This is a genomic window from Pseudomonas sp. S04, assembly GCF_009834545.1.
Taxonomy (GTDB): domain Bacteria; phylum Pseudomonadota; class Gammaproteobacteria; order Pseudomonadales; family Pseudomonadaceae; genus Aquipseudomonas.
In genome coordinates, this window is the sequence record NZ_CP019427.1 from 4,249,410 (window position 1) to 4,275,986 (window position 26,577).

19 protein-coding genes and 1 pseudogene are annotated in these 26,577 nt (G+C 62.0%); 9 read left to right on the forward strand and 11 right to left on the reverse strand.

Annotation, left to right across the window (positions count from 1 at the left end; genetic code table 11):
* Positions 1-29: 29 nt before the first annotated feature.
* Both PspS04_RS18690 and rlmKL read right to left on the reverse strand, forming a co-directional pair.
* The gene (locus PspS04_RS18690; RefSeq protein WP_159997112.1) at positions 30-2,429 is read right to left on the reverse strand and encodes a sensor domain-containing diguanylate cyclase; all 2,400 of its coding nucleotides are present in this window, start codon (positions 2,427-2,429) and stop codon (positions 30-32) included.
* A gap of 135 nt (positions 2,430-2,564) precedes the next feature.
* Positions 2,565-4,835: a bifunctional 23S rRNA (guanine(2069)-N(7))-methyltransferase RlmK/23S rRNA (guanine(2445)-N(2))-methyltransferase RlmL gene (rlmKL, locus tag PspS04_RS18695; RefSeq protein ID WP_095165463.1), complete on the reverse strand. Its 2,271-nt coding sequence runs from the start codon at positions 4,833-4,835 to the stop codon at positions 2,565-2,567.
* Between the two features lie 546 nt (positions 4,836-5,381).
* On the opposite strand from rlmKL, the gene rmf reads away from it, so the two are divergent.
* The gene (gene rmf / locus PspS04_RS18700; protein WP_003223300.1) at positions 5,382-5,597 is read left to right on the forward strand and encodes a ribosome modulation factor; all 216 of its coding nucleotides are present in this window, start codon (positions 5,382-5,384) and stop codon (positions 5,595-5,597) included.
* Positions 5,598-5,746: 149 nt separating this feature from the next.
* Here rmf and PspS04_RS18705 read toward each other — a convergent pair whose 3' ends face one another.
* The gene (locus PspS04_RS18705; protein ID WP_095165464.1) at positions 5,747-6,766 is read right to left on the reverse strand and encodes a quinone-dependent dihydroorotate dehydrogenase; all 1,020 of its coding nucleotides are present in this window, start codon (positions 6,764-6,766) and stop codon (positions 5,747-5,749) included.
* A 231-nt stretch (positions 6,767-6,997) separates the two neighbouring features.
* On the opposite strand from PspS04_RS18705, the gene PspS04_RS18710 reads away from it, so the two are divergent.
* The 7 genes and pseudogenes from PspS04_RS18710 to cobA all read left to right on the forward strand — a co-directional run bounded on the left by PspS04_RS18710 (position 6,998) and on the right by cobA (position 17,260).
* On the forward strand, positions 6,998-8,209 hold the full coding sequence (locus PspS04_RS18710) for a CmpA/NrtA family ABC transporter substrate-binding protein (protein WP_159997114.1): 1,212 nt from the start codon (positions 6,998-7,000) through the stop codon (positions 8,207-8,209).
* Positions 8,210-8,224: 15 nt separating this feature from the next.
* Positions 8,225-8,800 carry an ANTAR domain-containing response regulator gene (locus PspS04_RS18715; RefSeq protein WP_095165467.1) on the forward strand — a complete coding sequence of 192 codons (576 nt, stop codon included), beginning with the start codon at positions 8,225-8,227 and terminating at the stop codon, positions 8,798-8,800.
* A gap of 485 nt (positions 8,801-9,285) precedes the next feature.
* Positions 9,286-10,497 (forward strand): nitrate/nitrite transporter, encoded by a 1,212-nt coding sequence (locus tag PspS04_RS18720; RefSeq protein ID WP_159997116.1) that lies wholly within the window; start codon positions 9,286-9,288, stop codon positions 10,495-10,497.
* A 7-nt stretch (positions 10,498-10,504) separates the two neighbouring features.
* Positions 10,505-12,175, forward strand: a complete 1,671-nt coding sequence (locus PspS04_RS18725) for a bifunctional protein-serine/threonine kinase/phosphatase (RefSeq protein ID WP_159997118.1) — start codon at positions 10,505-10,507, stop codon at positions 12,173-12,175.
* A 330-nt stretch (positions 12,176-12,505) separates the two neighbouring features.
* A pseudogene (locus tag PspS04_RS18730) lies at positions 12,506-13,732 on the forward strand (NAD(P)/FAD-dependent oxidoreductase); the annotation flags it as partial.
* Between the two features lie 26 nt (positions 13,733-13,758).
* A complete protein-coding gene (locus PspS04_RS18735) occupies positions 13,759-16,476 on the forward strand; it encodes a nitrate reductase (protein ID WP_159998884.1) in 2,718 nt (905 codons plus the stop codon).
* Between the two features lie 10 nt (positions 16,477-16,486).
* Complete coding sequence (gene cobA / locus PspS04_RS18740; RefSeq protein ID WP_095165473.1) at positions 16,487-17,260, forward strand: uroporphyrinogen-III C-methyltransferase; 774 nt, start codon at positions 16,487-16,489, stop codon at positions 17,258-17,260.
* 69 nt (positions 17,261-17,329) lie between these two features.
* Here cobA and PspS04_RS18745 read toward each other — a convergent pair whose 3' ends face one another.
* The 8 genes from PspS04_RS18745 to ppsA all read right to left on the reverse strand — a co-directional run bounded on the left by PspS04_RS18745 (position 17,330) and on the right by ppsA (position 25,546).
* Positions 17,330-18,304 carry an OmpA family protein gene (locus PspS04_RS18745; protein ID WP_095165475.1) on the reverse strand — a complete coding sequence of 325 codons (975 nt, stop codon included), beginning with the start codon at positions 18,302-18,304 and terminating at the stop codon, positions 17,330-17,332.
* Between the two features lie 107 nt (positions 18,305-18,411).
* Positions 18,412-19,002, reverse strand: coding sequence for an RNA polymerase sigma factor SigX (sigX, locus tag PspS04_RS18750; protein ID WP_095165477.1), 591 nt, complete (start codon positions 19,000-19,002; stop codon positions 18,412-18,414).
* 91 nt (positions 19,003-19,093) lie between these two features.
* A complete protein-coding gene (locus PspS04_RS18755) occupies positions 19,094-19,918 on the reverse strand; it encodes a mechanosensitive ion channel family protein (RefSeq protein WP_095165479.1) in 825 nt (274 codons plus the stop codon).
* Positions 19,919-19,920: 2 nt separating this feature from the next.
* On the reverse strand, positions 19,921-20,166 hold the full coding sequence (locus PspS04_RS18760) for a CrfX protein (RefSeq protein WP_095165481.1): 246 nt from the start codon (positions 20,164-20,166) through the stop codon (positions 19,921-19,923).
* Positions 20,167-20,229: 63 nt separating this feature from the next.
* Positions 20,230-21,225, reverse strand: a complete 996-nt coding sequence (locus PspS04_RS18765) for a zinc transporter ZntB (RefSeq protein WP_095165483.1) — start codon at positions 21,223-21,225, stop codon at positions 20,230-20,232.
* A gap of 23 nt (positions 21,226-21,248) precedes the next feature.
* On the reverse strand, positions 21,249-21,740 hold the full coding sequence (rraA, locus tag PspS04_RS18770) for a ribonuclease E activity regulator RraA (protein WP_095165485.1): 492 nt from the start codon (positions 21,738-21,740) through the stop codon (positions 21,249-21,251).
* Positions 21,741-21,936: 196 nt separating this feature from the next.
* Positions 21,937-22,926, reverse strand: coding sequence for an alpha/beta fold hydrolase (locus PspS04_RS18775; protein WP_159997120.1), 990 nt, complete (start codon positions 22,924-22,926; stop codon positions 21,937-21,939).
* A 244-nt stretch (positions 22,927-23,170) separates the two neighbouring features.
* A complete protein-coding gene (ppsA, locus tag PspS04_RS18780) occupies positions 23,171-25,546 on the reverse strand; it encodes a phosphoenolpyruvate synthase (protein ID WP_095165488.1) in 2,376 nt (791 codons plus the stop codon).
* A gap of 175 nt (positions 25,547-25,721) precedes the next feature.
* Between ppsA and ppsR the strand changes: the two genes are divergently transcribed.
* Positions 25,722-26,540 carry a posphoenolpyruvate synthetase regulatory kinase/phosphorylase PpsR gene (ppsR, locus tag PspS04_RS18785; protein WP_095165490.1) on the forward strand — a complete coding sequence of 273 codons (819 nt, stop codon included), beginning with the start codon at positions 25,722-25,724 and terminating at the stop codon, positions 26,538-26,540.
* Positions 26,541-26,577 lie beyond the last annotated feature (37 nt).

Sequence of the window (26,577 nt, forward strand, 5' to 3'; positions counted from 1 at the left end):
CGCGCCGCAGGGTGCGCAGCCTTCGACAACTACGGCAACTCCTCGACCACCCGATCCCGGCCCGCCTGCTTGGCCGCATACACCCCTGAGTCGGCGCGCAGCAGCAAGGCATCGGCGCCCTCCCCCGGGCGCCAACTGGCAATCCCAAAACTCCCGGTCACCGTGCCCAGGCCGTCGATGGGCGTGGTGCGCAGGCTTTGCCAGAGTTCAACCGCCAAGTGATACGCATGCTGGCCGTCGGTGTCCGGGCACAGCACCATGAACTCCTCGCCCCCCAGGCGACAGAACACATCGGTACAGCGCAGACGATGGGCAATCCGCTGGCACACCGCCTGCAACACCCGGTCGCCCGCGGCATGGCCGTAGCGGTCGTTGATTCGCTTGAAGTGATCGATATCCAGCATGATCACCGCCAATTCACCATTGCCCCGCGACACCCGGGCCATTTCCAGGGTCAGGCGCTCCTGGAAGTAGCGCCGGTTGTGGATCCCGGTCAGGGCATCGGTCACCGACAGGGCCCGCAACTCCTCCTCGACTCGCTTCATGTCGGAAACGTCCGAGATGTAGCCATGCCACAGCACCCCACCACCGGGCAGCTCTTCCGGCGTGGCTTCACCCCTGACCCAGCGCAGGCCACGCACCGGCAGCAGCACTCGGTACTCTTCCCGCCAGGGGCTCAGCCGTTGCGAGGAGGTACGGATCGAGGCCCGAACCCGACTCACATCCAGCGGATGGATACGCTCGAAAATCACCTCGGCGTTCTCCAGCAACGCCTGCGGATCGAGCTCGTAGATATCGCGAATGCCGTCACTGGCGTAGATCACACTGAAGCGCCCGTCCGCCGCCATCTTGAATTGATAGATGCCACCCGGTACGTGGGCGCTGAGTTTTTTCAGCAACAGGTCGCGTGCCGCCAGGGCTTCGTGCACACGCTTGCGCTCGGTGATGTCAATGCAGATCGCCAGGTGCCCGACCCACAACCCCAGGTCATCAAGCACTGCGGTGGCGAGCATGTTCACCAGCAGATGGCTGCCATCGCGGCGCACCAGCGTCCACTCCCGGGGCTCATGTGCGAGTTCCTTGGCGTCCGGCACCAGCATCGCCTGGCACGCCGGCACCGGCTTGCCATAGCGCAGGCTCAACTCGGCCGCCCGCTCTTCCAGTTCCCGGGGCAGATGCAGGCTTTCCAGGGTGGCATGCCCCAGCACCTCGCTGCCGGGATAACCGAGCATGTGTTCGGCACCGGCGTTGAAGGTGGTGATCACGCCACGCAAGTCGGTGACAATCACCGCCACCTCGGTCGCGGCATCGAGCACTCCGCGCAATTGCGCGTGGGCTGCGCGCAACTCTTGTTCGCGCCCCCCCAGTTCCCGAGTGCGCTGCTCCACCAGGGACAAGGCGCGCTGGCGCTGGCTGACCAGGATATAGAGCAAGGCGCTGAGCAGCAGGCTCAACAACCCGCCCATGATCACCAGACTGGTGATGGCCGAACGGTTGGCTTGCTCGAAGGCGGCGCTGGTGCGGATCTCCAGATCGTAGATGCGATCCCCCAGGCGCAAGAGCGAACGCTCGTACAGCGGCTGGTGCGCCGGCGCGTTGGCCGATTGGTAAAGCCGCTCTGGTTGCTGGTCGAGGCTGCGCCCCGCGATCTCCACCACCAGGTTGTCCTGGTTCTGCTGGGTAAACCCGTCGGCCACCAACTGCCCGATACTGAGCACCGCCAGCACATACCCGCGCAGCGCAGGACTGCCATCGGCAGTTGCGGCCTGGCGCATGACGGGCGCTGCCAGCAACACACCGCTGGCGAACTCGGCGGCGACACCTGGCAACTGCAGCGGTTGCGACACCACCATCACCCCCAGCTCGCGGGCCTTGTCCAGGGTTGCCTGGCGTGCGGGCTGGGCCAGCAAGTCCACGCCCAGGGGTGCGCCCTGGATGCCTGAAGTCTGCTTGTACAACAGCGGAGCGTACTGGGCGCGCCACTGGGCCACGTGCGTGCCGCCCGCAGGATCGAGGTCGAGAATGGAAAAATCGTCGAGGCCTTGCTGTCGTACCTCGCGCTCGAAGGCCACGCGCTGGTCGCCGGCGATCAACGGCGCCCAGCCATAGGCCAGGGTGCGCTGCAACAAGGGATGGGTGTAGCCGTCGAACTCTTCGCGGGAAACCGCAGTGGAGTTGAGGAAAAAACGTCGCAGGCTATCGAGGCGCTGTTCCTGATCGGCGAAACGCTCGGCGATCCGGCTCTTGCGTTCACTGGCCAGCAACTGAAAACGCTGCGCCACCTGTTGCTGGTGGGCATTGAGGGCCGTCCAGGCGAGCAGGCCCGTGAGCACGCCACCGGCCAACAACGCCAGCAGTGCTACCAGCCAGGCCGAGACATCTTCATTGATGAAGCCCAGGATTTTTGGTCGTGCGGCATGCAACGGCATAAGCAAAACTCAAACGCCAGCGAGCTTCGGCGTCACCTGGGCCTTGTCTGAAGTTATAGCTATTCGCCATTAGCTTTGCCAGCCGAACACCCATAGAGCCGAGACGCATCAAGGCTCTATGGGACCCGTCGAACCTTAGCGCGCCATGATTTTCCAGGCGCGGTGGATCTTGCCGTTACGGGCAAAGTCCGGGTCGATGGTTTGCGCGGTGATTTCCTCGACGGCATAGCGCGCCGTGAGGTTGTCTTCGAGCTGGAACTTGCGGAAGTTGTTGGAGAAGTACAGCACCCCGCCCGGTGCCAGGCGTGCCATGGCCAGGTCGAGCAACTGCACGTGGTCACGCTGGACGTCGAAGATGCCTTCCATGCGCTTGGAGTTGGAGAAGGTCGGCGGATCGATGAAGATCATGTCGAACTCGTCACGGTTGGCTTCCAGCCAGGCCATGACATCGCCCTGCTCCAGGCGGTTCTTGTCGGAGAAACCGTTGAGCGACAGGTTGCGGCGCGCCCAGTCCAGGTAGGTCTTGGACAGGTCGACGCTGGTGGTGCTGCGCGCGCCACCCTTGGCCGCATGCACGCTGGCGGTCGCGGTGTAGCAGTACAGGTTGAGGAAACGTTTGCCGGCCGCCTCTTTCTGGATGCGCATGCGCATTGGGCGGTGGTCGAGGAACAGCCCGGTGTCGAGGTAGTCGGTCAGGTTGACCAGCAGTTTGACCCCGCCTTCATTGACTTCGACAAATTTGCCCTGGGCACTCTGGCGCTCGTACTGCTTGGTCCCGCTCTGGCGCTCACGACGCTTGACCACCACACGGCTCTTGTCGATGTTCAAGGCCTGGGGAATGGCAGCCAGGGCATCGAACATCCGCGCCGAGGCTTTTTCCGGGTCGATCGACTTCGGTGCTGCGTATTCCTGCACATGCACCCAGTCGTGGTACAGGTCGATGGCCATCGAGTACTCAGGCATGTCGGCATCGTACACGCGGTAGCAGTCGATCCCTTCGCGCTTGACCCACTTGCCCAGGGCCTTGAGGTTCTTCTGCAGACGGTTGGCAAACATCTGCCCACCCTCGCTCAGGCGCGCCTGCTCGACCACGGGTGCCGGGGCCGGGGCGGGTTTGATCGGATTGCCATTCTTGTTGTATTGGCGCTCTTGCGGCTCGACCGGTGCCTGATCGTAGATCGCCTGTTCCCGCTCGGCCTGGCGCTGCTCGGGGGTCCGGCGTTCGCCGGTGACGAACTGGTCGGGCAGGACTTTGATCAGCAGCAGCTTGCACGGCAGAGCGCCGTTCCAGAAGGCATATTGCTTGTGGCTGCGAATGCCCATGCGCTTGCCCAGGTCAGGCGCGCCGGTAAACACCGCCGCCTCCCAGTTCAAGCAGGCCTGGCGCAGGCGCTCGCCGAGGTTCTGGTAGAGGTAGAGCAGGCTCGCCTCGTCGCCCAGGCGCTCGCCGTACGGAGGGTTGCAGATCACCAGGCCTTTCTGGTTCTGGTCCGGGCGCGGCTCGAAGGTGGCCACTTCGCCCTGGTAGATCTTGATCCACTCGCTCAGGCCCGCACGCTCGACGTTGTTGCGACCTGGCTGGATCAGGCGCGGATCGGCTTCGTAACCGCGGATCCACAGCGGTGGCTTGGCCAGGCCGGCAGCGGCACGTGCGCTGGCTTCTTCATGGAGTTTTTTCCACAGCGCCGGCACGTGGCCGAGCCAGGCAGTGAAGCCCCATTGCTCACGACGCAGGTTGGGTGCCATGTCAGCAGCAATCATCGCCGCTTCGACCAGGAAGGTACCGACACCGCACATCGGGTCAGCGAGGGCGCCGCCCTCGGCTGCAATGCGTGGCCAGCCGGAACGGATCAGGATCGCCGCCGCAAGGTTTTCCTTCAGCGGGGCGGCACCTTGCTGCAGACGATAGCCGCGCTGGTGCAGGCTGTGCCCAGACAGGTCCAGGGACAGGATCGCTTCGCCACGGTCCAGGCGCAGGTGAATGCGCAGGTCCGGGTTGAGCTTGTCGATCGACGGACGTTCGCCCGTTGGCGTGCGCAGTTTGTCGACAATCGCATCCTTGACCTTCAGGGCGCCGAAGTGGGTGTTGTCGATGCCTGAACCGTGGCCGCTGAATTCCACCGCCAGGGTGCCATCCGCCAGCATGTGGTCTTGCCACTCGATATCCAGCACGCCGTGGTAGAGGTCTTCGGCGTCCTTCATCGCGAAGCGCTTGAGGACAAACAGCACGCGGTTTGCCAGGCGCGACCACAGGCACAGGCGATAAGCGGTTTCCATGGTGGCCATGCCGCGCACAGCCGAGGTGTGCTCGCGCGCTTCCTCAAGGCCAAGCCCGACGGCTTCCTCGATGAGCAGGCCTTCAAGGCCTTTTGGGCAAGTGAGGAAGAGTTCGTAACGATCCGACATGGGAATTCCAGGGCCTTTAGCAATAAGTGAACGGGCAACGCATTGACCGCTCGGTTTTCAATCAAGCGCTTTTCTAAAAGAGCGCTCGCGTGGCACGAAGGTGTGCCGTCCCACCCTGGCGGCTATTCCAGCCAACCGGCTGGAATGAGCTTAGATGCCCGGGCAGATAAAAAATTCGATGCAACAAAATGTCATAACTCGACCCTTCGTCGAATAGTAACTGAGTGCATCGGTTGGACATGAGGCTGGAAGCATTAGCCTCATCATTCTTTGAGAGCCTGATCATAGCGGGGTTTGGCCAACCACCCGGCAAAACCCTCGATGTTTCTTATGGCCTTAACATCTTTATCGTTACGTCCTTATGACAAAACGATCATTCCCTCGATGTGACGCATTGGTTAGAACTCAACACAGGTTGACGCCGCAATGACGTCAACACCTTGGCTCGCCACGCCGGCAGCGAGCCGCCATTGGCAGAGCGTTTTCTGCCTGACCTCGATAGAGGTCGACGCGACACATACAGTCAACAAGTGAGGGAAACACCCTATGAGAAGACTTAAGCGTGATCCGTTGGAAAGAGCATTTTTGCGCGGATATCAATATGGCGTTGGTGGCAAATCCCGTGAGCTTTGCCCATTTACTCTACCGTCGGTACGCCAAGCCTGGATTAACGGCTGGCGAGAAGGACGCGGCGACAACTGGGACGGTATGACCGGCACTGCGGGAATCCATAGACTCAACGAACTTCACGCCGTCGGCTAAACAGGGCACACACTCCGACACGACAACTTGATTACGTAACGACTTAACCATGCACGTCCTCTCCGGACGGCGGGCTTCGGCCCAGGGGCCCCCTTGAGGGGCCCTTTTTTATTGCTCTGCAACTGGCGCAGCCTGCGTTCGGCGCGGTATTAGCGCAAAGCAGCGATGGCGTCGACCGATTCACGGATCAGCGCCGGGCCCTTGTAGATGAAGCCCGAGTAGATCTGCACCAGGCTGGCACCCGCGGCGATTTTCTCAGCCGCGTGCCGTCCTTCGGTAATCCCGCCCGCGGCAATGATCGGCAAGCGCCCAGCCAGTTCCGCCGCCAACACCTTGACCGTGTGAGTGCTCTTCTCGCGCACCGGAGCGCCCGACAGGCCGCCCATCTCGTCACCGTGTTCCATGCCTTCGACGCCCACGCGGCTCAGGGTGGTGTTGGTGGCGATGACCGCGTCCATGCCGGTTTCGATCAGCGCCTGCGCGACCTGCGCGGTTTCTTCGTCCGTCATGTCCGGGGCGATCTTGATCGCCAGGGGTACATGCTTGCCGTGCCGCAGGGCCAACTCGGCGCGGCGCGTGGCCAGGTCGGCGAGCAGTTGCTTGAGCGAATCACCAAACTGCAGGCTGCGCAGCCCCGGGGTATTGGGGGAGCTGACGTTGACCGTGACATAGCTGGCGTGGGCGTAGACCTTGTCCAGGCAGATCAGGTAATCGTCGACCGCACGCTCGACCGGGGTATCGAAATTCTTGCCGATGTTGATCCCCAGCACGCCCTTGTACTTGGCCGCCGCGACCCGGGCCAGCAAATGATCGACGCCGAGGTTGTTGAACCCCATGCGATTGATGATCGCCTCGGCTTGCGGCAAGCGGAAAATCCGTGGTTTGGGATTTCCCGGTTGCGGGCGCGGGGTGATGGTGCCGATTTCGACAAAACCAAAACCGAGCTGGGCAAAGCCGTCGATGGCCGCGCCGTTCTTGTCCAGGCCTGCAGCCAGGCCGACCGGGTTGGGGAAGTCCAGGCCCATGACATTCACCGGCACATGGGCCGGCGCCTTGCACAGCAAGCCGTTCAGGCCCAGGCGTCCGCCCGCGCCGATCAAGTCCAGGGACAGATCGTGGGAGGTTTCCGGGGAGAGTTTGAACAGCAGTTGGCGGGCCAGGGTATACATGGGCGGGCTTGACTCGGTCGGCGGCGAAATAAGGCGGCGATTATAGCCGGGCATCGGGGTCGCAGGCGAGGTACATGTACAAATCCCTCGGCAATGGCATATGCCTTGCACCGTGAACCCTATCCGTACTCATGCCAGCGCCGGGATGAGTCGAAAGACCATGGCGTCGTCATCCGACTTGGCTTGCACAGGGGCCCGGGGCGACGCTTTTTTTTGCAAGGTGCACTCTCGATGAACGAACCATCAGTCGGCCCGCTGGCCTGGGTCAACGGCAGCGACGCGCCGGAAAAGACCTCGATCAACCTGGGCTTCATGGCCCTGAGCGATTGCGCCTCGGTGGTCGTAGCCGCCACCCAGGGCTTCGCTCAGCCTTATGGCCTGACCTTGAACCTCAAGCGCCAATCGTCCTGGGCCAACCTGCGGGACAAGCTGGTCAGCGGAGAGCTGGACGCCGCTCATAGCCTCTATGGCCTGGTGTACGCGGTACACCTGGGCATCGGCGGCGTGGCCGCCACCGACATGGCCGTGCTCATGGGCCTGAATCAGAACGGGCAGAGCATCAACCTTTCCCACGGCCTGCAAAGCCTGGGCGTGACCAGTCCTGAGGCGCTGGATCGGCACGTGCACCAAACTCGCCCAAAACTCACCTTCGCCCAGACCTTCCCCACCGGCACACACGCCATGTGGTTGTATTACTGGCTGGCCAGCCAGGGTATTCATCCGCTGCAGGATGTCACCAGCGTGGTGGTGCCACCGCCGCAGATGGTCGCGCATCTGCAGGCCGGGCGGATCGACGGGTTTTGCGTGGGCGAACCCTGGAGCGCCAGTGCGGTGCAACAGAACCTCGGCTTTACCCTGGCGACGAGCCAGGCCATCTGGCCTGACCACCCGGAAAAAGTCCTCGGCTGCACGCGCGCCTTCGTCGAGCAATACCCCAATACCGCCCGGGCGCTGGTGATGGCGATCCTGGAAGCCAGCCGGTTCATCGAACAAAGCCCGGAAAACCGCCGCAGCACCGCACAGTTGCTCAGCGCCGCCGACTACCTCGACACCCCGGTGGACAACATTGCACCGCGCTTGCTGGGCGATTACGCCGACGGGCTCGGCAATCGCTGGCAGGACCCGCACCCGCTGCGTTTTCACGGCCATGGCGAGGTGAACATGCCCTACTTGAGCGACGGCATGTGGTTCATGACCCAGTTCCGCCGCTGGGGCTTGCTGCGCGACGATCCGGATTACCTGGGCGTGGCACGCCAGGTCCAGCAACTGGGCCTGTACCGCGACGCGGCCGGGGCCCTGGGCATAACCGCGGACAGCCATGAGATGCGCAGCAGCCAACTGATCGACGGCAAGATCTGGGACGGTGCGGACCCGGCGGCCTATGCCCGCGGTTTCAGCCTGCACGCCATGACCGACACCCCCACTCTGCGCGCCCAGCCCTGACAGGAGAGCATGAGCATGTTGCGAATCCTGCTGATCAACGACACCGCAAAAAAAGTCGGACGCCTGAAGTCCGCCCTGACTGAAGCCGGGTTTGAGGTGATCGACGAATCCGGCCTGACCATCGACCTGCCCGCGCGCGTCGAAACGGTGCGCCCGGACGTGATCCTGATCGATACCGAGTCACCCAGCCGCGATGTGCTGGAACAAGTGGTGCTGGTCAGCCGCGACCAACCACGGCCCATCGTGATGTTCACCGACGAACACGACCCCGGCGTGATGCGCCAGGCGATCAAATCCGGCGTCAGTGCCTACATCGTCGAAGGCATCCATGCCGCCCGCCTGCAGCCGATCCTGGATGTGGCCATGGCGCGCTTTGAAAGCGACCAGGCCCTGCGCGCCCAACTGTTTGCCCGTGACCAGCAACTGGCCGAGCGCAAGCGCATCGAATTGGCCAAGGGTCTGCTGATGAAAATGAAGGCCTGCAACGAAGAACAGGCCTATACCCTGATGCGCCGCCAGGCCATGAGCCGCCAGCAGAAGCTGATCCAGGTGGCCGAGCAGATCATTGCCATGAGTGAACTGCTGGAATGAACGCGCGCTGAATCTGGCTTGGCGCGTCATCGTTGACGTCCATCGCGAGCAGGCCGCAAGCGGGCACCGCAAGCGGGCACCCGCCCCTACAGTGGCTTACCTCGCTCGCAGATCCCCCATGCACCCACCAAAACCTGTAGGAGCGAGCTTGCTCGCGAAGGACGTAAGGACGCCGCGCTGAATCAGGCTTGGCGCGTCATCGTTGACGACCATCGCGAGCAAGCCGCAAGCGGGCACCCGCCCCTACAGTGGTTTACCTCGCTCGTACTTGTTGGCACAGATATCGCTAAGTAATCGGTACAGGTAACCAACGGCGGTTGCCCCACCTACGACAACGACGTCGCACACCCCTTTCGCGCAAGCGCAGCGGGTTGCGGCGTTTTTTCGTTTTGGCCCCACAGCCCGGGGCCGGTGGTGCGGCCGTCGCGGCGCGCCACCGCCAAGCTCACGACTTCCTTCGAGACTCTTAACCGCTGAGGTGCGCGATGAATTCAAGCTTCTGGAAATCCGGTCATACCCCGACCCTGTTCTCGGCATTCCTGTATTTCGACCTGAGCTTCATGGTCTGGTACCTGTTGGGCCCCCTGGCGGTGCAAATTGCCGCCGACCTGCACCTGACCACCCAACAGCGCGGGCTGGTGGTGGCCACGCCGATCCTCGCCGGGGCCTTGCTGCGTTTTGTCATGGGCTTGCTCGCTGACCGCCTGTCGCCCAAGACCGCAGGCCTGATCGGCCAGGTCATCGTCATCTGCGCGCTGTTCGGCGCCTGGAAGCTGGGCATCCACAGCTACGAACAAGCCCTGCTGCTGGGGGTGTTCCTGGGCATGGCCGGGGCTTCGTTTGCCGTCGCCCTGCCCCTGGCCTCGCAGTGGTACCCGCCGCAGCACCAGGGCAAGGCCATGGGCATTGCCGGTGCGGGCAACTCGGGCACCGTGCTCGCCGCGCTGATCGCGCCGGTGCTGGCAGCCGCGTTTGGCTGGAGCAACGTATTCGGTTTCGCCCTGATCCCGCTGATCCTGACCTTGATCGTCTTCGCCTGGCTGGCGAAAAACGCGCCGCAACGGCCCAAGGCCAAATCCATGAGCGACTACTTCAAGGCCCTCGGTGATCGCGACAGCTGGTGGTTCATGTTCTTCTACTGCGTGACCTTTGGCGGTTTCATCGGCCTGGCCAGTGCCCTGCCCGGCTACTTCAACGACCAGTACGGCCTGAGCCCGGTGACTGCCGGCTACTACACCGCCGCCTGCGTGTTTGGCGGCAGCCTGATGCGCCCACTGGGTGGCGCCCTGGCCGATCGCTTCGGCGGGATCCGCACCCTGCTGCTGATGTACGGCGTCGCGATCGTGTGCATTGCCGCCGTCGGCTTCAACCTGCCCAACTCCTACGCGGCACTGGCGCTGTTCGTCTGCACCATGCTTGGCCTTGGCGCCGGCAATGGCGCGGTGTTCCAGTTGGTGCCCCAGCGTTTTCGCCGGGAAATCGGCGTGATGACCGGGTTGATCGGCATGGCGGGCGGAATCGGCGGTTTTGCCCTCGCCGCCGGCATGGGGGCGATCAAGCAGAGCACCGGCAGTTATCAACTGGCCTTGTGGCTGTTCGCCAGCCTGGGCGTCCTGGCGTGGTTCGGCCTGCACGGGGTCAAGCGCCGCTGGAGAACCACCTGGGGCTCGGCTGCCGTGACCGCCGCGCGGGTCTGAGGCGTCGATGAGCCTGCAATTGAGCTTTGCCGAAGCCAGCGCTATCGGCCCGCGCGAGGAAAACCAGGACGCCCTGCGCCTGGTCACTCCCGCCGCGGAACTGGCCGCGAGCAAGGGGTGTCTGTTCGCCATCGCCGATGGCGTCAGCCAATGCGCCGATGGCGGGCTGGCGGCACGTACCACCTTGCAGGCGCTGGCGCTGGACTACTACGCCACCCCGCAGACCTGGGGCGTGGCGCAGTCCCTGGACCGCCTGCTACTGGCGCAAAACCGCTGGCTGCAGGCCAACGGTGGCGGCTTGCCGCTGCTCACCACCGTCAGTGCGCTGGTGCTGCGCGGACAACGCTTCACCCTGGCCCACGTCGGCGATTGCCGGGTGTATCGCTGGCACGCCGAGCAATTGCAACGCATCAGCGAGGACCACGTCTGGGAGCAACCGGGCATGCAGCATGTGCTCAAACGCGCCCTGGGCCTGGACCAACACCTGGTGCTGGATTTTCTCGATGGCGAGTTGCGCGCCGGCGAGTGCTTCGTGCTGCTTAGCGATGGCGTCTGGGCAACCTTGGGCGACACCACGATTGCCGCGATTCTGCGCGATCAACCGGACCTGCACAGCGCGGCACAGACCCTGGTCAATGCCGCGCACCTGGCCGGCAGCCAGGACAATGCCAGCGCGCTGTTGGTGCGGGTCGACGCCCTCGGCGAGGCGAGCATCGGCGACGCGCTGATCCACCTGCAGCAATGGCCCTTGCCGCCTCCCCTCAAGCCCGGCCAGCGCTTCGAAGGCTGGCAGGTCGAGAAGCTGCTGGGGCAAAGCCAACAGTCACTGATCTATCGGGTCCACGACAACCAGCAGCAACCATGGCTGCTGAAAACCTTGCCGGCGCAGTTGAGCGACGACAGCCAGGCCGCCCAGGCCCTGCTGTCGGAGGAGTGGTTTCTCAAGCGCGTCGCCGGGCGCAGTTTTCCCGAGGTCCATCCGGCTACCCAGCGTCAGCACCTGTATTACCTGATGCGCGAATACCCGGGGCAGACCCTTGCCCAGGCCTTCGCCCAGAACGGTCCCCTGCCGCTGGCGCAATGGCAGGCACTGGCAGAGCGCCTGTTGCGCGCGGTGGGCCTGTTGCATCGGCGGCAGATTCTGCACCGCGACATCAAGCCGGAAAACCTGCTGCTCAGTGAAGACGGTGAGTTGCGCCTGCTGGATTTTGGCCTGGCGTACTGCCCGGGCTTGTCCGAAGACCAGGCCAACGCGCTGCCCGGCACCCCGAGCTACATCGCCCCGGAAGCCTTCAACGGTGAGGCGCCGTCTGCGCAACAAGACCTGTATGCCGTCGGCGTGACCCTGTATTACCTGGCCACCGGGCATTTTCCCTACGGCGAAATCGAAGCCTTCCAGCGTCCGCGCTTCGGCCAGCCGGTGAATGCTCAGCGCTACCGCCCGGACCTGCCGGACTGGCTGGGGCAGAGCCTGGAGCGCGGGGTAGATGCCGACCCGGCCCAGCGCTACGAAACCGCCGAGCAATGGCTGCTGATTCTCGAACACGGCGAGCGCGGCAGCTTGAGCGTGCGACCCAGACCGCTGCTGGAGCGCGAGCCGGTGAAAGTCTGGCGGGCCCTGGCGTTGGTGTTGCTGATGATCAACCTGGTGCTGCTGTTTTCCCTAATTCGCCACTGAATCTGGGCCCTGCAAACCCTGTCGGCGTCGCGCCATTGCTGTGCGCCGCGCCTTCAATCGGTGCAGAAAACCCCGCCGGAAGCGCCCGAACAGCGCGATGGGCCCGATAAAGCGGCGGCCTACGCCACTTGGCACAACCACTGCATTAGCCCTTTCACCACACATAAAGCCCAGCCTTCAACGACGAAGGGTGCGCTGCCCGAGAGAACGGGACCAGGACAAAGGCGTCCTCGCTAGGCCACTAGCGGGACGCCTTTTTTTGTTTGCGCGAAATACACCGAGCCAGTCCTATCGACCCGATGACACTGGCCTGAGCTTGCGGAGAACCCGATGAAAAAATTGAAACTGGTGATGATCGGCAACGGGATGGCCGGGATCCGCACGCTCGAAGAACTGCTCAAGCTGAGCAGCGACCTGTATGACATCACGGTTTTCGGCGCCGAACCCCACACCAACTACAACCGCATCCTGCTCTCCCCGGTGCTCGCAGGTGAACAGACCTTCGAAGATATCGAGCTCAACGACCTCACCTGGTACCAGGACCACAACATCACCTTGCTGCTCAACCGCAAAGTGGTGGAGATCGACCGGATCAAGCGCCGGGTGATCGCTGCCGACGGCAGCAGCGCCGAATACGACCGCCTGTTGATCGCCACCGGCTCGACACCCTTCATGCTGCCGATCCCGGGCAACACCCTGCAGGGGGTGATTGGCTACCGTGACATCGCCGACACTCAGACCATGATCGACACCGCCCGGACCCACCGTCACGCCGTGGTCATCGGCGGCGGCCTGCTAGGCCTGGAAGCGGCCAACGGCCTGATGCTTCGCGGCATGCACGTGACCGTGGTGCACATCGGCGAGTGGCTGCTGGAACGGCAATTGGACAAAACCAGCGGCCAGTTGCTGCAAGCCGCCCTGGAACAGCGTGGCCTGCACTTTCGCCTGGGCGAACAGACCCAGGCCCTGCTCGACGCCGGCAACGGTCGGGTCGGCTCAGTGCAGTTCAAGAACGGCGACATCATCCCTGCCGACCTGGTGGTGATGGCCGCCGGGATCCGCCCGGCCAGCGAGCTCGCAGAGCAAGCCGGCCTGCCCTGCAACCGCGGCATCCTGGTCAACGACACCCTGCAGACCTATGACCCGCGCATCTACGCCATCGGCGAATGCGCCAGCCATCGCGGCATTGCCTATGGCCTGGTGGCGCCGTTGTTCGAGCAGGCCAAGGTCTGCGCCAACCACCTGGCACAGCTGGGCTTTGCCACCTACAAAGGCTCGGTGACCTCGACCAAGCTGAAAGTCACCGGCATCGACCTGTTCTCCGCTGGCGACTTCATGGGCGGCGAAGGCACCGAGACCATCACCCTGCGCGACCCGATCGACGGGATCTACAAAAAACTGGTGATCAAGGATGACGTGCTGGTCGGCGCCTGCCTGTACGGCGATACCGTCGATGGCGGCTGGTATTTCCAGCAGATCCGCGAACAGCAGGGCATTGCCGCGATCCGCGATCACCTGATGTTTGGCGAACCAGCGCTGACCGCTGCCGGCGACCAGGACCTGACACTGCAGGAAGCGTCATGATGAAGCGCCAGACGACTGCCTCGACCTGCTGCTATTGCGGGGTGGGCTGCGGCGTCCTGATCGAGCATGACGGCGAGCAGATCCTCGGCGTCAACGGCGACCCGACGCACCCGGCCAACTACGGCAAACTGTGCAGCAAGGGCTCGACCCTGCACCTGACCGGCGACCTGGCGGCCCGCGCGCTGTACCCGCAGTTACGGCTGGGCAAGGGCCTGGCCCGCGCCCGCACCACCTGGGACAGCGCCCTGGACCACGCCGCCAGCGTGTTTGCCCGAACCATCGCCGAGCACGGCCCGGACAGCGTGGCGTTCTACATCTCCGGGCAACTGCTGACCGAGGACTACTACGCCTTCAACAAACTGGCGCGGGCGTTGGTGGGCACCAACAACATCGACAGCAATTCGCGGTTGTGCATGTCGTCGGCGGTGGTGGGCTACAAGCGCAGCCTGGGCGCCGATGCACCGCCCTGCAGCTACGAAGACCTGGAACTGAGTGATTGCGTGATGATCGTCGGCAGTAACATGGCCTACGCCCATCCGGTACTGTTTCGCCGCCTTGAGCAAGCCAGGGCCCGTCGGCCACAGATGAAGGTGATTGTCATCGACCCTCGGCGCACCGACACCTGCGACCTGGCCGACCTGCACCTGGCGATTCTGCCGGGCACCGATGTCGCGCTGTTCCACGGAATCTTGCACCTGCTGCTGTGGGAAGACTGGATCGACCGCGACTTTATCCAGGCCCACACCGAGGGCCTGGCCGAACTGAAGAACCTGGTACGCGACTACACGCCCCCCATGGTGGCGCAACTGTGCGGCATCAGCGTCGCGCAGTTGCAGCAGTGCGCGCAATGGGTCGGCACCTCGCCGAGCTTTCTGTCGCTGTGGTGCATGGGCTTGAACCAGTCCACTGCCGGCAGCGCGAAGAACAGCGCACTGATCAACCTGCACCTGGCCACCGGACAAATCGGCCGCCCAGGCGCAGGCCCCTTCTCCCTTACCGGTCAGCCGAATGCCATGGGCGGGCGAGAAACCGGCAGCCTGGCCAATCTGCTGCCAGGCCACCGCGAGGCCAGCAATGCCGGGCATCGCGCCGAGGTTGCCGCCTATTGGGGCGTGCCCACACTGCCGGAAACTCCCGGGCTGAGCGCCATCGAACTGTTCGAGCAGGTCAACAACGGCACAATCAAAGCGCTATGGATCGCCTGCACCAACCCGGCGCAGTCCCTGCCCGACCAACAGAACGTGCGCGCGGCCTTGCAGGCGTGCCCGTTCGTAGTGTTGCAGGAAGCCTTTAGCACCACCGAAACCGCGCCCTTCGCCGACTTGCTGCTGCCAGCCGCCAGTTGGGGGGAAAAGGAAGGCACGGTGACCAACTCCGAGCGGCGGATTTCCCACGTTCGCCGGGCCATTGCCCCACCCGGCGAAGCCCGCCCGGACTGGGCCATCACTGTGGATTTCGCCCAACGCCTGGAGAAATACCTGCGTCCGGGTCAGGCCAGCCTGTTTGCGTTCCATCACCCTGGGCAACTGTTCGATGAATTCAAACAGCTGACCTGCGGACGCGACCTGGACCTGTCGGGCATCAGCCACGCCTTGCTCGACCGCCTGGGTCCGCAGCAATGGCCCTTCCCACAAGGCGCCACCCGCGGTACGCCGCGCCTGTACGTGAACGGGATATTTCCCACGGCTAGCGGGCGGGCGCAGTTTATCGCCGAGCCGTTTTGCGCGGCCAAGGAACAACGCGACGCGCACTTTCCCCTGACCCTGATCACCGGACGCCTGCGCGATCAATGGCACGGCATGAGCCGCACCGGCACCGCGGCGCAGCTGTTTGGCCATGTCAGCGAAGCGCTCCTGAGCCTGCACCCGGATGAACTGCAGCGCCAACACTTGAATGCCGGCGACCTGGTCAACCTCAAGAGTCGCCGCGGCAGCGTGATCGTCGAGCTCGCCAGTGATGACTCGGTCCGCCCGGGGCAGGCCTTTCTACCCATGCACTGGGGCGACCGCTTCCTCAAGGGCGGCGTGAACGTGCTGACCCAGCCGGCGTTCGACCCGCTGTCCAAACAGCCCGAGCTGAAACACAGCGGCGTACGGATTGAAGCCGTTGAGTTGCCGTGGCAGTTCTTCGCCCTGGTCGAGGGCAATGTTCAACAGCACTTCGAGGCGCTGCGTCCGCTATGCGAGGACTTTGCCTACGTCAGCCTCAGCCTTGCCGGGCGTGAGCGGCCGGCACTGCTGATACGCGCCGCCTGCGCCCAGGCGCCGACCCCGCAACGGCTGCAGGAGATCGACCTGCACCTTGGTTTGGACCATGGCCCGGTATTGGCCTACGACGATCCGCGTCGCGCCATTGGCAAGCGCCTGCGTATCGAACAGGGGCGCATCACCGCGATCCGCCTGGCCGGGGAAACGCTGGCCCGGCACTGGTTGCAGAGCCTGTGGCTGGAAGGTCGTGTCGATGCGCAACTGCGGCCCTGGCTGCTGGCCCCCCTGAGCGCTCCGCCGGGCGCTGCCGGTGCCGACTCTGGCGCGCAGAAAACCCTGTGCAACTGCAAGAACGTCAGCCACAGCGCAGTGTGCGCCGGCATTCGCAGTGGCCTGGACCTGCAAGGCCTGAAACAACAACTGGGTTGCGGCACGCAATGCGGCTCCTGTGTCCCGGAAATCAAGCGTCTGCTGGCCGCCCAAGTGCGGCCAGCCGCAATCACCTCGTGAGGAATGCAACATGAGCGCAAAAGTCTGGTTGGTGGGTGCAGGCCCGGGTGACCCTGAATTGCTGACCCTCAAGGCGGTACGGGCATTGAGCGAAGCACAAGTGGTGTTGATCGACGACCTGGTCAACCCAGCTGTGCTGCAACATTGCCCCCAGGCGCGGGTCATTGCCGTGGGTAAACGCGGTGGCTGCCGCTCGACCCCACAAGCATTTATCCATCGGCTGATGCTGCGTTATGCCCGCCAAGGCAAGTGCGTAGTGCGGCTCAAGGGGGGCGACCCGTGCATATTTGGCCGGGGTGGTGAAGAAGCCCAGTGGTTGCGCGAACGGCAGATCGAGGTCGAACTGGTCAATGGCATCACCGCCGGCCTGGCGGGGGCCACACAGTGCGATATTTCCTTGACCCTGCGCGGCGTTGCGCGGGGGGTGACCCTGGTGACAGCCCATACCCAGGACGACAGCGAGCTCAATTGGCGCGCCCTGGCCCAGGGCGGGACCACCCTGGTGATCTACATGGGTGTGGCAAAACTCGGGGAAATTCGCCAGCAGTTGCTGGACGGCGGGATGGCGGTGGATACGCCAGTGGCAATGATTGAAAACGCTTCAATGCCGAACCAACGCGAATGCCGGAGCAACCTGACAGCCATGCAAGAAGATGCCTACAGCTTCCAGTTAAAAAGCCCAGCGATCCTTGTGATAGGTGCCGTGGCCGCCTCTGCAGCCCTGGATCAGAGTCTGCCGGCGTCCGTGACACAGTTGCCATGGCCGTCCAGCGCAGCGTTGTAACCCCTGGCAGTAAATCGCAGGCAAAGAAAAGCCCGGCCTAAGCCGGGCTTTTCGCGAGCTGCGAGCTAATTACTTAGCTTGAGCTTCAACCTGCGCTTCTACGCGACGGTTAACAGCACGGCCAGCGTCAGTTGCGTTGTCAGCAACTGGGCGGGATTCGCCGTAACCAACGGAGCTAACGCGGCCAGCGTCGATGCCGTCTTTGACCAGAACTTGCTTAACAGCGTCAGCACGACGCTGGGACAGCTTCTGGTTGTAAGCGTCTGGACCTACGGAGTCAGTGTGACCTTCAACCACGGTGGTGGTCTGTGGGTACTGCTTCATGAAGTCAGCCAGGTTTTGCACGTCAGCGTAGCTGTTTGGCTTAACAACAGATTTGTCGAAGTCAAACTTGACGTCCAGCTCAACGCGTACCACTTCAGCAACTGGAGCTTCTGGCTCTGGCTCTGGAGCCGGTGCCGGAACTGGAGCTGGAGCTACTGCGCCGGCGTTGCCGCCGAAGTTCACACCCAGACCAACCAGGGCGGAGTAGTCCCACTTACCGTTGTCCATTGCGTAGTCAGCTTCAACGCCGGCACGAGCGAACAGGTTGTCGGTGAAGTAGTACTTAACGCCGGTACCAACGATAGCCAGAGTCGACTGATCGCGACCGCTGTGACCGTCAGCTTTGACGCTGGTGCGGCTCTGGTGACCGAAACCACCGGAAACGTACGGACGCAGGGAATCTACGCCAGCCTGACCGAAGTGGTAGGTACCCAGCAGGGAGCCGGTGTCACCTTTGATCTTCTGGTTGCCAGTACCGTCGTTCGAACGGGTGTGGTGAGTCTGATCGTAGTTCAGATCGATCGAAACGTCGTCGGTCAGGAAGTAACCGATACGAGCGCCTGGGTTGAAGCCGTCTTCGATGTGCTTGACGCTATCGTTGTACTGCTTCTTGTAGAACAGCTCGCCTTCAACTGCGCCTTGGCCTTGTGCCAGAACGCCGAAAGAAGTAGCGGCAATAAGAGAACCAATGGCCAAGCCCAAGGTGTTTTTCAGTTTCATCCGTTAAATCCCCATCTGGTGATTGTAAAGCAGTCCCGCAAACCGGGGGACAACTCGGCGGCAAGTCTATCAGAACTTGCCTACACGTAAGAGATATTTGCGCCGAACTAAGTTTCAGCAATGCCTGCAAATTTCTCACGCAATTTATCTAGAGCGCGTTTGTACCGCATTTTTGTTGCACTCAAGCCCATATGCATGATGTCTGCGATCTCCTGAAATTCCAGCTCTGCGACAAATCGTAGCACCAGAATTTCCCGGTCAATCGGGTTCACATGCACCAACCAGCGATCAAGTCCACCCTTCTCCTCAGGTTTCGGCGTCTTTTCTTCCGACGCTTCCTCGAGGGGGTCCAGACTCAAAGCGTCCATCAAGCGACGCTTACGCCGTTCCTTTCGATACTGTGTGATGCATTCGTTGTACGTGATGCTATATAGCCATGTCTTGAACTTGGATTTACCTTCGAAGTTCTTCAGACCGTACAGCACCTTCAACATCACTTCCTGACAGACATCGTCCGCGTCGCGATCGTTCCCAAGATATCGTGCACAGACGTTAAATAAAGTTCTCTGGTAACGCCGCATCAGCTCTTCGTAAGCGCGCGTTACGTGAAACAGCTCGGTGTGCGAGCGCGCGACCAACTCCTCATCAGAGAGCTCGCGGGGGTCGTAGCGCGTGGATAGCGATTGGGGTTTATTCAAAACAAGTCGGGCCGACAGTCAGGTCAATGTCCGCCGCGGCCCAAGGGTATCGGGCATTTCGCGGCGGCATACATTAGCAGGGTTTGCCGGGTTAGCGGCTACTAACATGCTGTTCCAGGAGGATCCGATTGGAGAGTGATACTAGCTCACCCTCGTCGGTCAGCAATGTAGTTTTAACCGTGCCGATCTCTTCGATCTGGCCTTCGACCTCACCAACACGCACTTGTTGCCCAACCTGATACAACTCACGCACATAGATTCCCGCAAGAATCTGGCCGGCGATTTCCCGGCTACCCAATCCCATGGCCAAGGCGACTGCCAGACCAACGGTTATCAAAACTATCACGATCACATGGTTCAGCAAGTCGGTTTTGACTTCGAGCTGACTGATCGCCACCGAAATACTGATGATGATCACCAGGCCCTGGGCGATTCGCCCCAGGCCCGCAGCATAGTCCAGACCGACCCCTTCTGCAGCGCCGCGCACCAAGCCATTGGCCAGTTGCGCCAGCAATACCCCTACCAGCAACACCAACGCGGCACCGAATACTTTCGGTAAATACAACGCAAGCATATCGAGCGTAGCCGAAACTCGCTCCAAGCCAAGGGATTCTGCAGCAGAAACCAGAAAAATAAGTAAAACGAACCAGTAGACGATTTTTCCGATCAGGGTCGAGATCGGAACCTGCAGACCCGCCCGAGACATCAACTTGGTCAAACCGGTACCGCCCATCAAGCGATCCAGGCCCAGCTTGGCCAACAATTTCGACAGCAAGGTGTCCAGCAACTTGGCAACGACAAAACCCAGCAGCAGCACGACCAGGGCGCCAAACAGATTGGGAATGAAGTTCGCTACCTTGGTCCACAACGCAGTCATTGCCGTGACGAGGCTCTGAGTCCAGAGATCAAGTTCCATATTCAATCAGCCTTATCAGCAGTGCTTGCGGTAGGTTTACGACGGGAAACCGGCGAGACATGGGCCGATCCGTTATTCAGGGCAATCATCAGTGCCGGCACCCAGCGGCCCAGCAGACTGAACAGATCACCGGCACCCACCTGGCGGTTGGCGGTTTTCAGTACACGACCCAGGCACGCATCATCGTCGCGGGTGGACGGGGATGCCTGGAGCATGTCACGCAAAGACTGTTCAAACGGATCGTGCATACGCACCTCTCGTGATATCTGTGAAAGACGCGATCAAAATTCCCCGGGTCACATGACGCTCCTTCATACCCAGCGCAAACGCCGGAACAACCACCACTGCCCCAACGCCACCGAGACCATCAACAGGCAGGCAACCAGGAAGCCATAGGGGCTCTCGGAGAACGGAATGCCACCGACGTTGATGCCCAGCAGACCGGTCAGAAAACTCATCGGCAAAAAGATCCCGGTGATGATCCCGAAGCGGTACATGGTGCGACTCATTTTCACGCTCAGACGCCGGTCTTCGGCCTCCAGCACCAGCCCCACCCGCTCGCGGGTCAATTCCAGCTCTTCCAGATAACGCGTCAGACTGTTGTTCAATTCGTTCCAGTAATCGCCATCATCCTCGACAAACCAGGGCAGTTTGATCCGCGTCAGTTGTCCGAAAATATCCCGCTGCGGCGCCAGAAAACGCTTGAGCCCGGCGGCACGCCGACGGATCTGCAAAATGGAGCCGTGCTCGGGGGTATACCGTTCGTCGGCATCCAGTTTTTCTTCTTCGACATCGACCACTTCCGAGAGATCGCCCACCAGGTCCTGGACCTTGTGAGTGAGGTACTGGGCCATATACAGGATCAGTTCGGAAGCCGTCCGCGGCCCCTTGCCCTCAGCCAACTGCACCAACAATTCGTCGGTGGCGCGCAGTGGGCGCAAGCGCAGGGAAATGACCCGCTGGGCCGAGGCGAAGATACGCACCGAGACCATGTCTTCCGGCTCGGCACCAGGGTTGAGGTTGACCCCGCGCAAAAACAGCAGCAATTCGGAGTCCGGCAGTGCCAGCAAGCGCGGCCGGGTGTTCTCCTCCAGCAGCAGGTCGCAACTGAACTCACTCAGGCCACTGGATTTACGCAGCCAGGTCTGGGTTTGCGGGTGACTGCGATCCCAGTGCAGCCAGAGGCTTTCGTGGGGTTGCAGTTGCAGGTCATCCAGTTCAGTCCGGGCAATCGAACGCGCACCGCCTTTTCCATCCAGCACCAGGGCATGGACCAGCCCCCACTGCGCGTTTTCTTCCTCGAACATCCTCACCCCTGTCTGGTCGCCGTTTATTCAGGCATTTGCAACGGACTCGGCGAGATGATCACGCCGTTGTTGTCCGCATAAATGTATTCGCCCGGACGGAACGTCACACCGGCAAAGGTCACCGGTACATTGATCTCGCCAAGACCACGACGGTTGGACTTCTTCGGATGACTGGCAAGGGCCTGCACCCCCAGGTCGGTCTGTGCGATGACATCGACATCGCGGATGCAGCCGTAGATCACCAGGCCTTCCCAGCCGTTCTTGGCCGCTCTCTCGGCAATCATGTCGCCCAGCAGCGCGCAGCGCAGCGAACCGCCGCCATCGACTACCAGTACCTTGCCGTTCCCCGGGAGCTCGGCATGCTCCTTGACCCGCGAGTTGTCTTCGAAGCACTTGATGGTCACGATTTCACCGCCGAAGGAATCACGGCCGCCAAAATTGCTGAACATCGGCTCCAGGACCTGTACCAGTTCCGGATAGGCATCGCACAGGTCGGGAGTGAGGTAATGATTCATCGAGAAACTCCTGTAAAGAGGAAGACAATCGAGGATGTCACCTTAAAGGAAACGAGCGCTGAGGGTTGCGGTTTAAAGCCGTTTTTCCGCGAACACCGCCACCAGCATCGCCACGTAAAGTGACCAGAAAAGCTCAATGCGTCATATCTTAGCCGTAAGCGGACAGGAACGAAACGCCCTTGATAGAGCGTTCACGTCAGTCTGCGCCGACCGTGGCGAGCGTCTGCGCCTGCACGGGTGCCTGCGGGTCTGTCAGCCAACGCTGGACCAATGGCCAGACTTCGACTTGCGCGGCTTTGCTGACCAGCATTTGCACATGCCCGAAGTCATCGGCAAAGCCCTGGGCGCGGCCCAGGCAAATGTATTGCTTGTGCGTCGAGCCCATTTGCTCGAACAGTTTGCGGCACGCCCAGTCGGGGTCCTGGTGATCGTTGCTGGCGCTGACGGCCAGGACCGGCACCTGCACTTCGGCCAAGCCCGCCCACCAGTCCTTGTCGGCATCGCCAAAACGTCCGAACAGACCGAACCAGCGCATGCTTTCCAGAGCCAGGCCAATCGGTTCGTCCTCCGGGCCACGCTTGAGGCGAGACCCCGACAGTTGGGCAAAACGCTTGAGGATGAAACGTCCGCTCCATTCCACCGGGGGAATTTTCAGCGGCCAGTAGGTGCGACTCACTTGCGTGCCGAAAAATGCGGCGCTGGCGACATCGGACGCTTCCAGGTAGTGGCCACCGAGCGCGGCGGCCAGGGTGATGCCGCCCAATGAATGGCCGATCCAGTGCGGAGCCTGCCCGCTCTGTTCGCGGACGAACGCGGCGATGGCCGGCAGGTCGTAGCGGGCATAGTCGGCCACGCGGTTCTTGCGGTAGTGCTGATTGCGCTGCGACAGGCCGTGCCCGCGCATTTCCGCAATCCACACATCAAAACCGGCGCGTGCCAGGTACGCCCCCAAACCCAGGCCCTTGGGGGAAAACCAGAAACGCCGGTTGGAAAAACTGCCGTGCAGCAAAATCACCGGAACCCCGCGCATGGCGGGTTCATCGGCCATGCCCAGGCGGGTCACTGCCAGCTCAACGGTGCCGTCCGGGCTGTTGCCTGGTTTCAGGCGATAGACGTCCTCACTCAGATCGCCGCGACGTTCGGCGCTGAGCAAGGCGACAGGAAACAGGTTACTGCTGCTTTGCATAATGCTCTTGCACAAAAAAGGGCGGCATCCGGAGGAGCCCGCCCTACTTGAATCTCAAAAACAGGTCGCTCGCTCTTATTCCTGTAGGAGCGAGCTTGCTCGCGATGGACGTCGGGACAACGCGTTTGTCCAGCATGTGCGCGTTATCGTTAGCGACCATCGCGAGCAAGCTCGCTCCTACAGGGATGGACGCCAGGGCAACGCGCCTTGACGACCATCGCGAGCGAGCGACCTGTTCACACCATCAAGCCGAAGCTTGACCCTCAGCCAGGAAGAACCAGGTTTCCAGTACGGAATCGGGGTTCAACGAAACGCTTTCGATGCCCTGCTCCATCAGCCACTTGGCCAGGTCCGGGTGATCGGATGGGCCCTGGCCGCAGATGCCGATGTACTTGCCGGCCTTGTTGCAGGCGGCAATGGCATTGGCCAGCAGCTTCTTGACCGCCGGATTACGCTCATCGAACAGGTGCGCGATGATCCCGGAGTCACGGTCCAGGCCCAGGGTCAGCTGGGTCAGGTCGTTGGAGCCGATGGAGAAACCGTCGAAGAATTCCAGGAACTCTTCAGCCAGGATCGCGTTCGATGGCAGTTCGCACATCATGATCACGCGCAGGCCGTTGTCGCCACGGGCCAGGCCATTCTCGGCCAACAGATCGACGACCTGGCTGGCTTCGCCCAGGGTCCGCACGAACGGCACCATGATTTCGACGTTGGTCAGGCCCATCTCGTTGCGCACACGCTTGAGGGCGCGGCACTCGAGCTCGAAGCAGTCACGGAAGGCTTCGCTGATGTAACGCGAGGCACCGCGGAAGCCCAGCATCGGGTTCTCTTCTTCCGGCTCGTAGAGCTTGCCGCCGATCAGGTTGGCGTATTCGTTGGACTTGAAGTCCGACAGGCGCACGATGACTTTTTTCGGCCAGAACGCGGCAGCCAGGGTGCTGATGCCCTCGACCAGCTTCTCGACGTAGAAACCGACCGGATCGTCGTAGCCAGCGATACGCTTGTCGACGCTTTCCTTGATTTCCGCAGGCAGGCCGTCGTAGTTCAACAGCGCCTTGGGGTGCACGCCGATCATACGGTTGATGATGAACTCCAGGCGGGCCAGGCCCACACCGGCGTTCGGCAACTGCGCGAAGTCGAAGGCGCGGTCCGGGTTGCCGACGTTCATCATGATCTTGAACGGCAGGTCCGGCATGGCGTCCACGGAGTTTTTCTTGACGTCGAAGCCCAGTTCGCCTTCGAAGATGAAACCGGTGTCGCCTTCAGCGCAGGAAACGGTCACGCCCTGGCCATCTTTCAACAGCTGGGTAGCGTTACCGCAGCCCACTACCGCCGGGATCCCCAGCTCACGGGCAATGATCGCCGCGTGACAGGTACGGCCGCCACGGTTGGTGACGATGGCGCTGGCGCGCTTCATGACCGGTTCCCAATCCGGGTCGGTCATGTCGGAAACCAGCACGTCGCCCGGCTGGACCTTGTCCATCTCGGACACGTCCTTGATGATGCGGACCTTGCCGGCGCCAATGCGCTGGCCGATGGCACGGCCTTCCACCAGCACGGTGCCGGTTTCTTTCAACAGATAGCGTTCCATGACGTTGGCCGAAGTGCGGCTCTTCACGGTTTCCGGACGGGCCTGCACGATGTACAGCTTGCCGTCGTCACCGTCCTTGGCCCACTCGATGTCCATCGGGCACTTGTAGTGCTTCTCGATGATCATCGCTTGCTTGGCCAGCTCGCTGACTTCCGCGTCGGACAGGCAGAAACGCGCGCGCTCGGCCTTGTCGACGTCGACGGTCTTGACCGAACGACCGGCCTTGGCCTCGTCACCGTAGATCATCTTGATTGCTTTGCTGCCCAGGTTGCGGCGCAGGATCGCCGGGCGACCCGCGGCCAGCGTGCCCTTGTGGACGTAGAATTCATCCGGGTTGACTGCGCCCTGGACCACGGTTTCACCCAGCCCGTAGGCGCCGGTGATGAACACCACGTCACGGAAGCCCGACTCGGTATCGAGGGTGAACATCACGCCGGCGGTGCCGGTTTCCGAACGCACCATGCGCTGCACACCGGCCGACAGGGCCACCAGCTTGTGGTCGAAGCCCTGGTGGACGCGGTAGGAAATGGCACGGTCGTTGAACAGGGAAGCGAACACTTCCTTGGCCGCACGAATGACGTTCTCGACGCCACGAATGTTCAGGAAGGTTTCCTGCTGGCCGGCGAACGAGGCGTCCGGCAAGTCTTCGGCGGTGGCCGAAGAGCGCACGGCCACGGCCATGTCCGGGTTACCGGCCGACAGGGTGGCGAACGCGGTGCGAATCTCGGCGTTGAGCTTCTCCGGGAACTCGGCTTCCATGATCCATTGACGAATCTGCGCGCCGGTACGGGCCAGCGCGTTCACGTCATCCACGTCCAGCGCATCCAGCGCGGCGTGGATCTGGTCGTTCAAACCACTTAATTCGAGAAAATCACGATAAGCCTGAGCTGTCGTGGCAAAGCCACCCGGGACCGACACACCGGCACCTGCAAGGTTACTGATCATCTCGCCCAGGGATGCGTTCTTGCCCCCCACATGCTCTACATCATGGACGCCGAGCTTATCGAGGGAAACTACGTACTCTACCAAGGTGATCTCTCCACTAACTGTGTTGGAAAAGCTCAGGGTACTGGCCGCTCAAGGGAGCATTTGCCAGCTATATGGCCTGGACCTGGAAAATAAGTGAGAATGCCGGCCAATCCGGGCCGCCAAATCGCGCCTATCATATCCAAGAATCGTCACCAGCTTAAGGCCCAAGGCGCAAATGAAACGATCTGCTTTCTTTATCTCCGATGGCACGGGCATTACGGCCGAAACCCTGGGTCAAAGCCTGTTGGCGCAGTTCGAAAACATTACCTTCGGCAAATTCACCCGGCCGTACATCGACAGCGTCGATAAAGCGCGGGCCATGGTACAACAAATCAACACGGCCGCCGAAAAGGACGGCTTTCGTCCAATCATCTTCGACACGATCGTCAACCAGGACATTCGTGAGATTCTCGCCACGTCCAATGGTTTCATGATCGACATTTTTTCGACCTTCCTCGCCCCGCTGGAGCTGGAGCTGAGCGAGCACTCGTCCTATTCGGTCGGCAAGTCGCATTCCATTGGCCACAACTCCAATTACATGGAGCGTATCGAGGCGGTGAACTTCGCCCTGGACAACGACGACGGCGCGCGCACCCACTATTACGACAAGGCCGACCTGATCCTGGTGGGCGTGTCGCGGTGCGGCAAGACCCCGACCTGCCTGTACATGGCCATGCAGTTCGGCATCCGCGCAGCCAACTACCCACTGACCGAGGACGACATGGAGCGCCTGCAACTGCCGGCCGCCCTGCGCGCCCACCAGCACAAGCTGTTCGGCCTGACCATCGACCCGGACCGCCTCACCGCCATCCGCAACGAGCGCAAGCCCAACAGCCGGTACTCGAGCTACGCCCAGTGCGAGTTCGAGGTGCGTGAAGTGGAAAACCTGTTCCGCCGCGAGAACATCCCGAACATCAACTCCACGCATTTTTCCGTGGAAGAGATTTCCGCCAAGATCCTCGTGGAAAAAGGCGTCGAGCGCCGCTTCAAGTAGCCAGCCGAGTCGCCAGCGCAGGCGCGCCGGGCTCTTC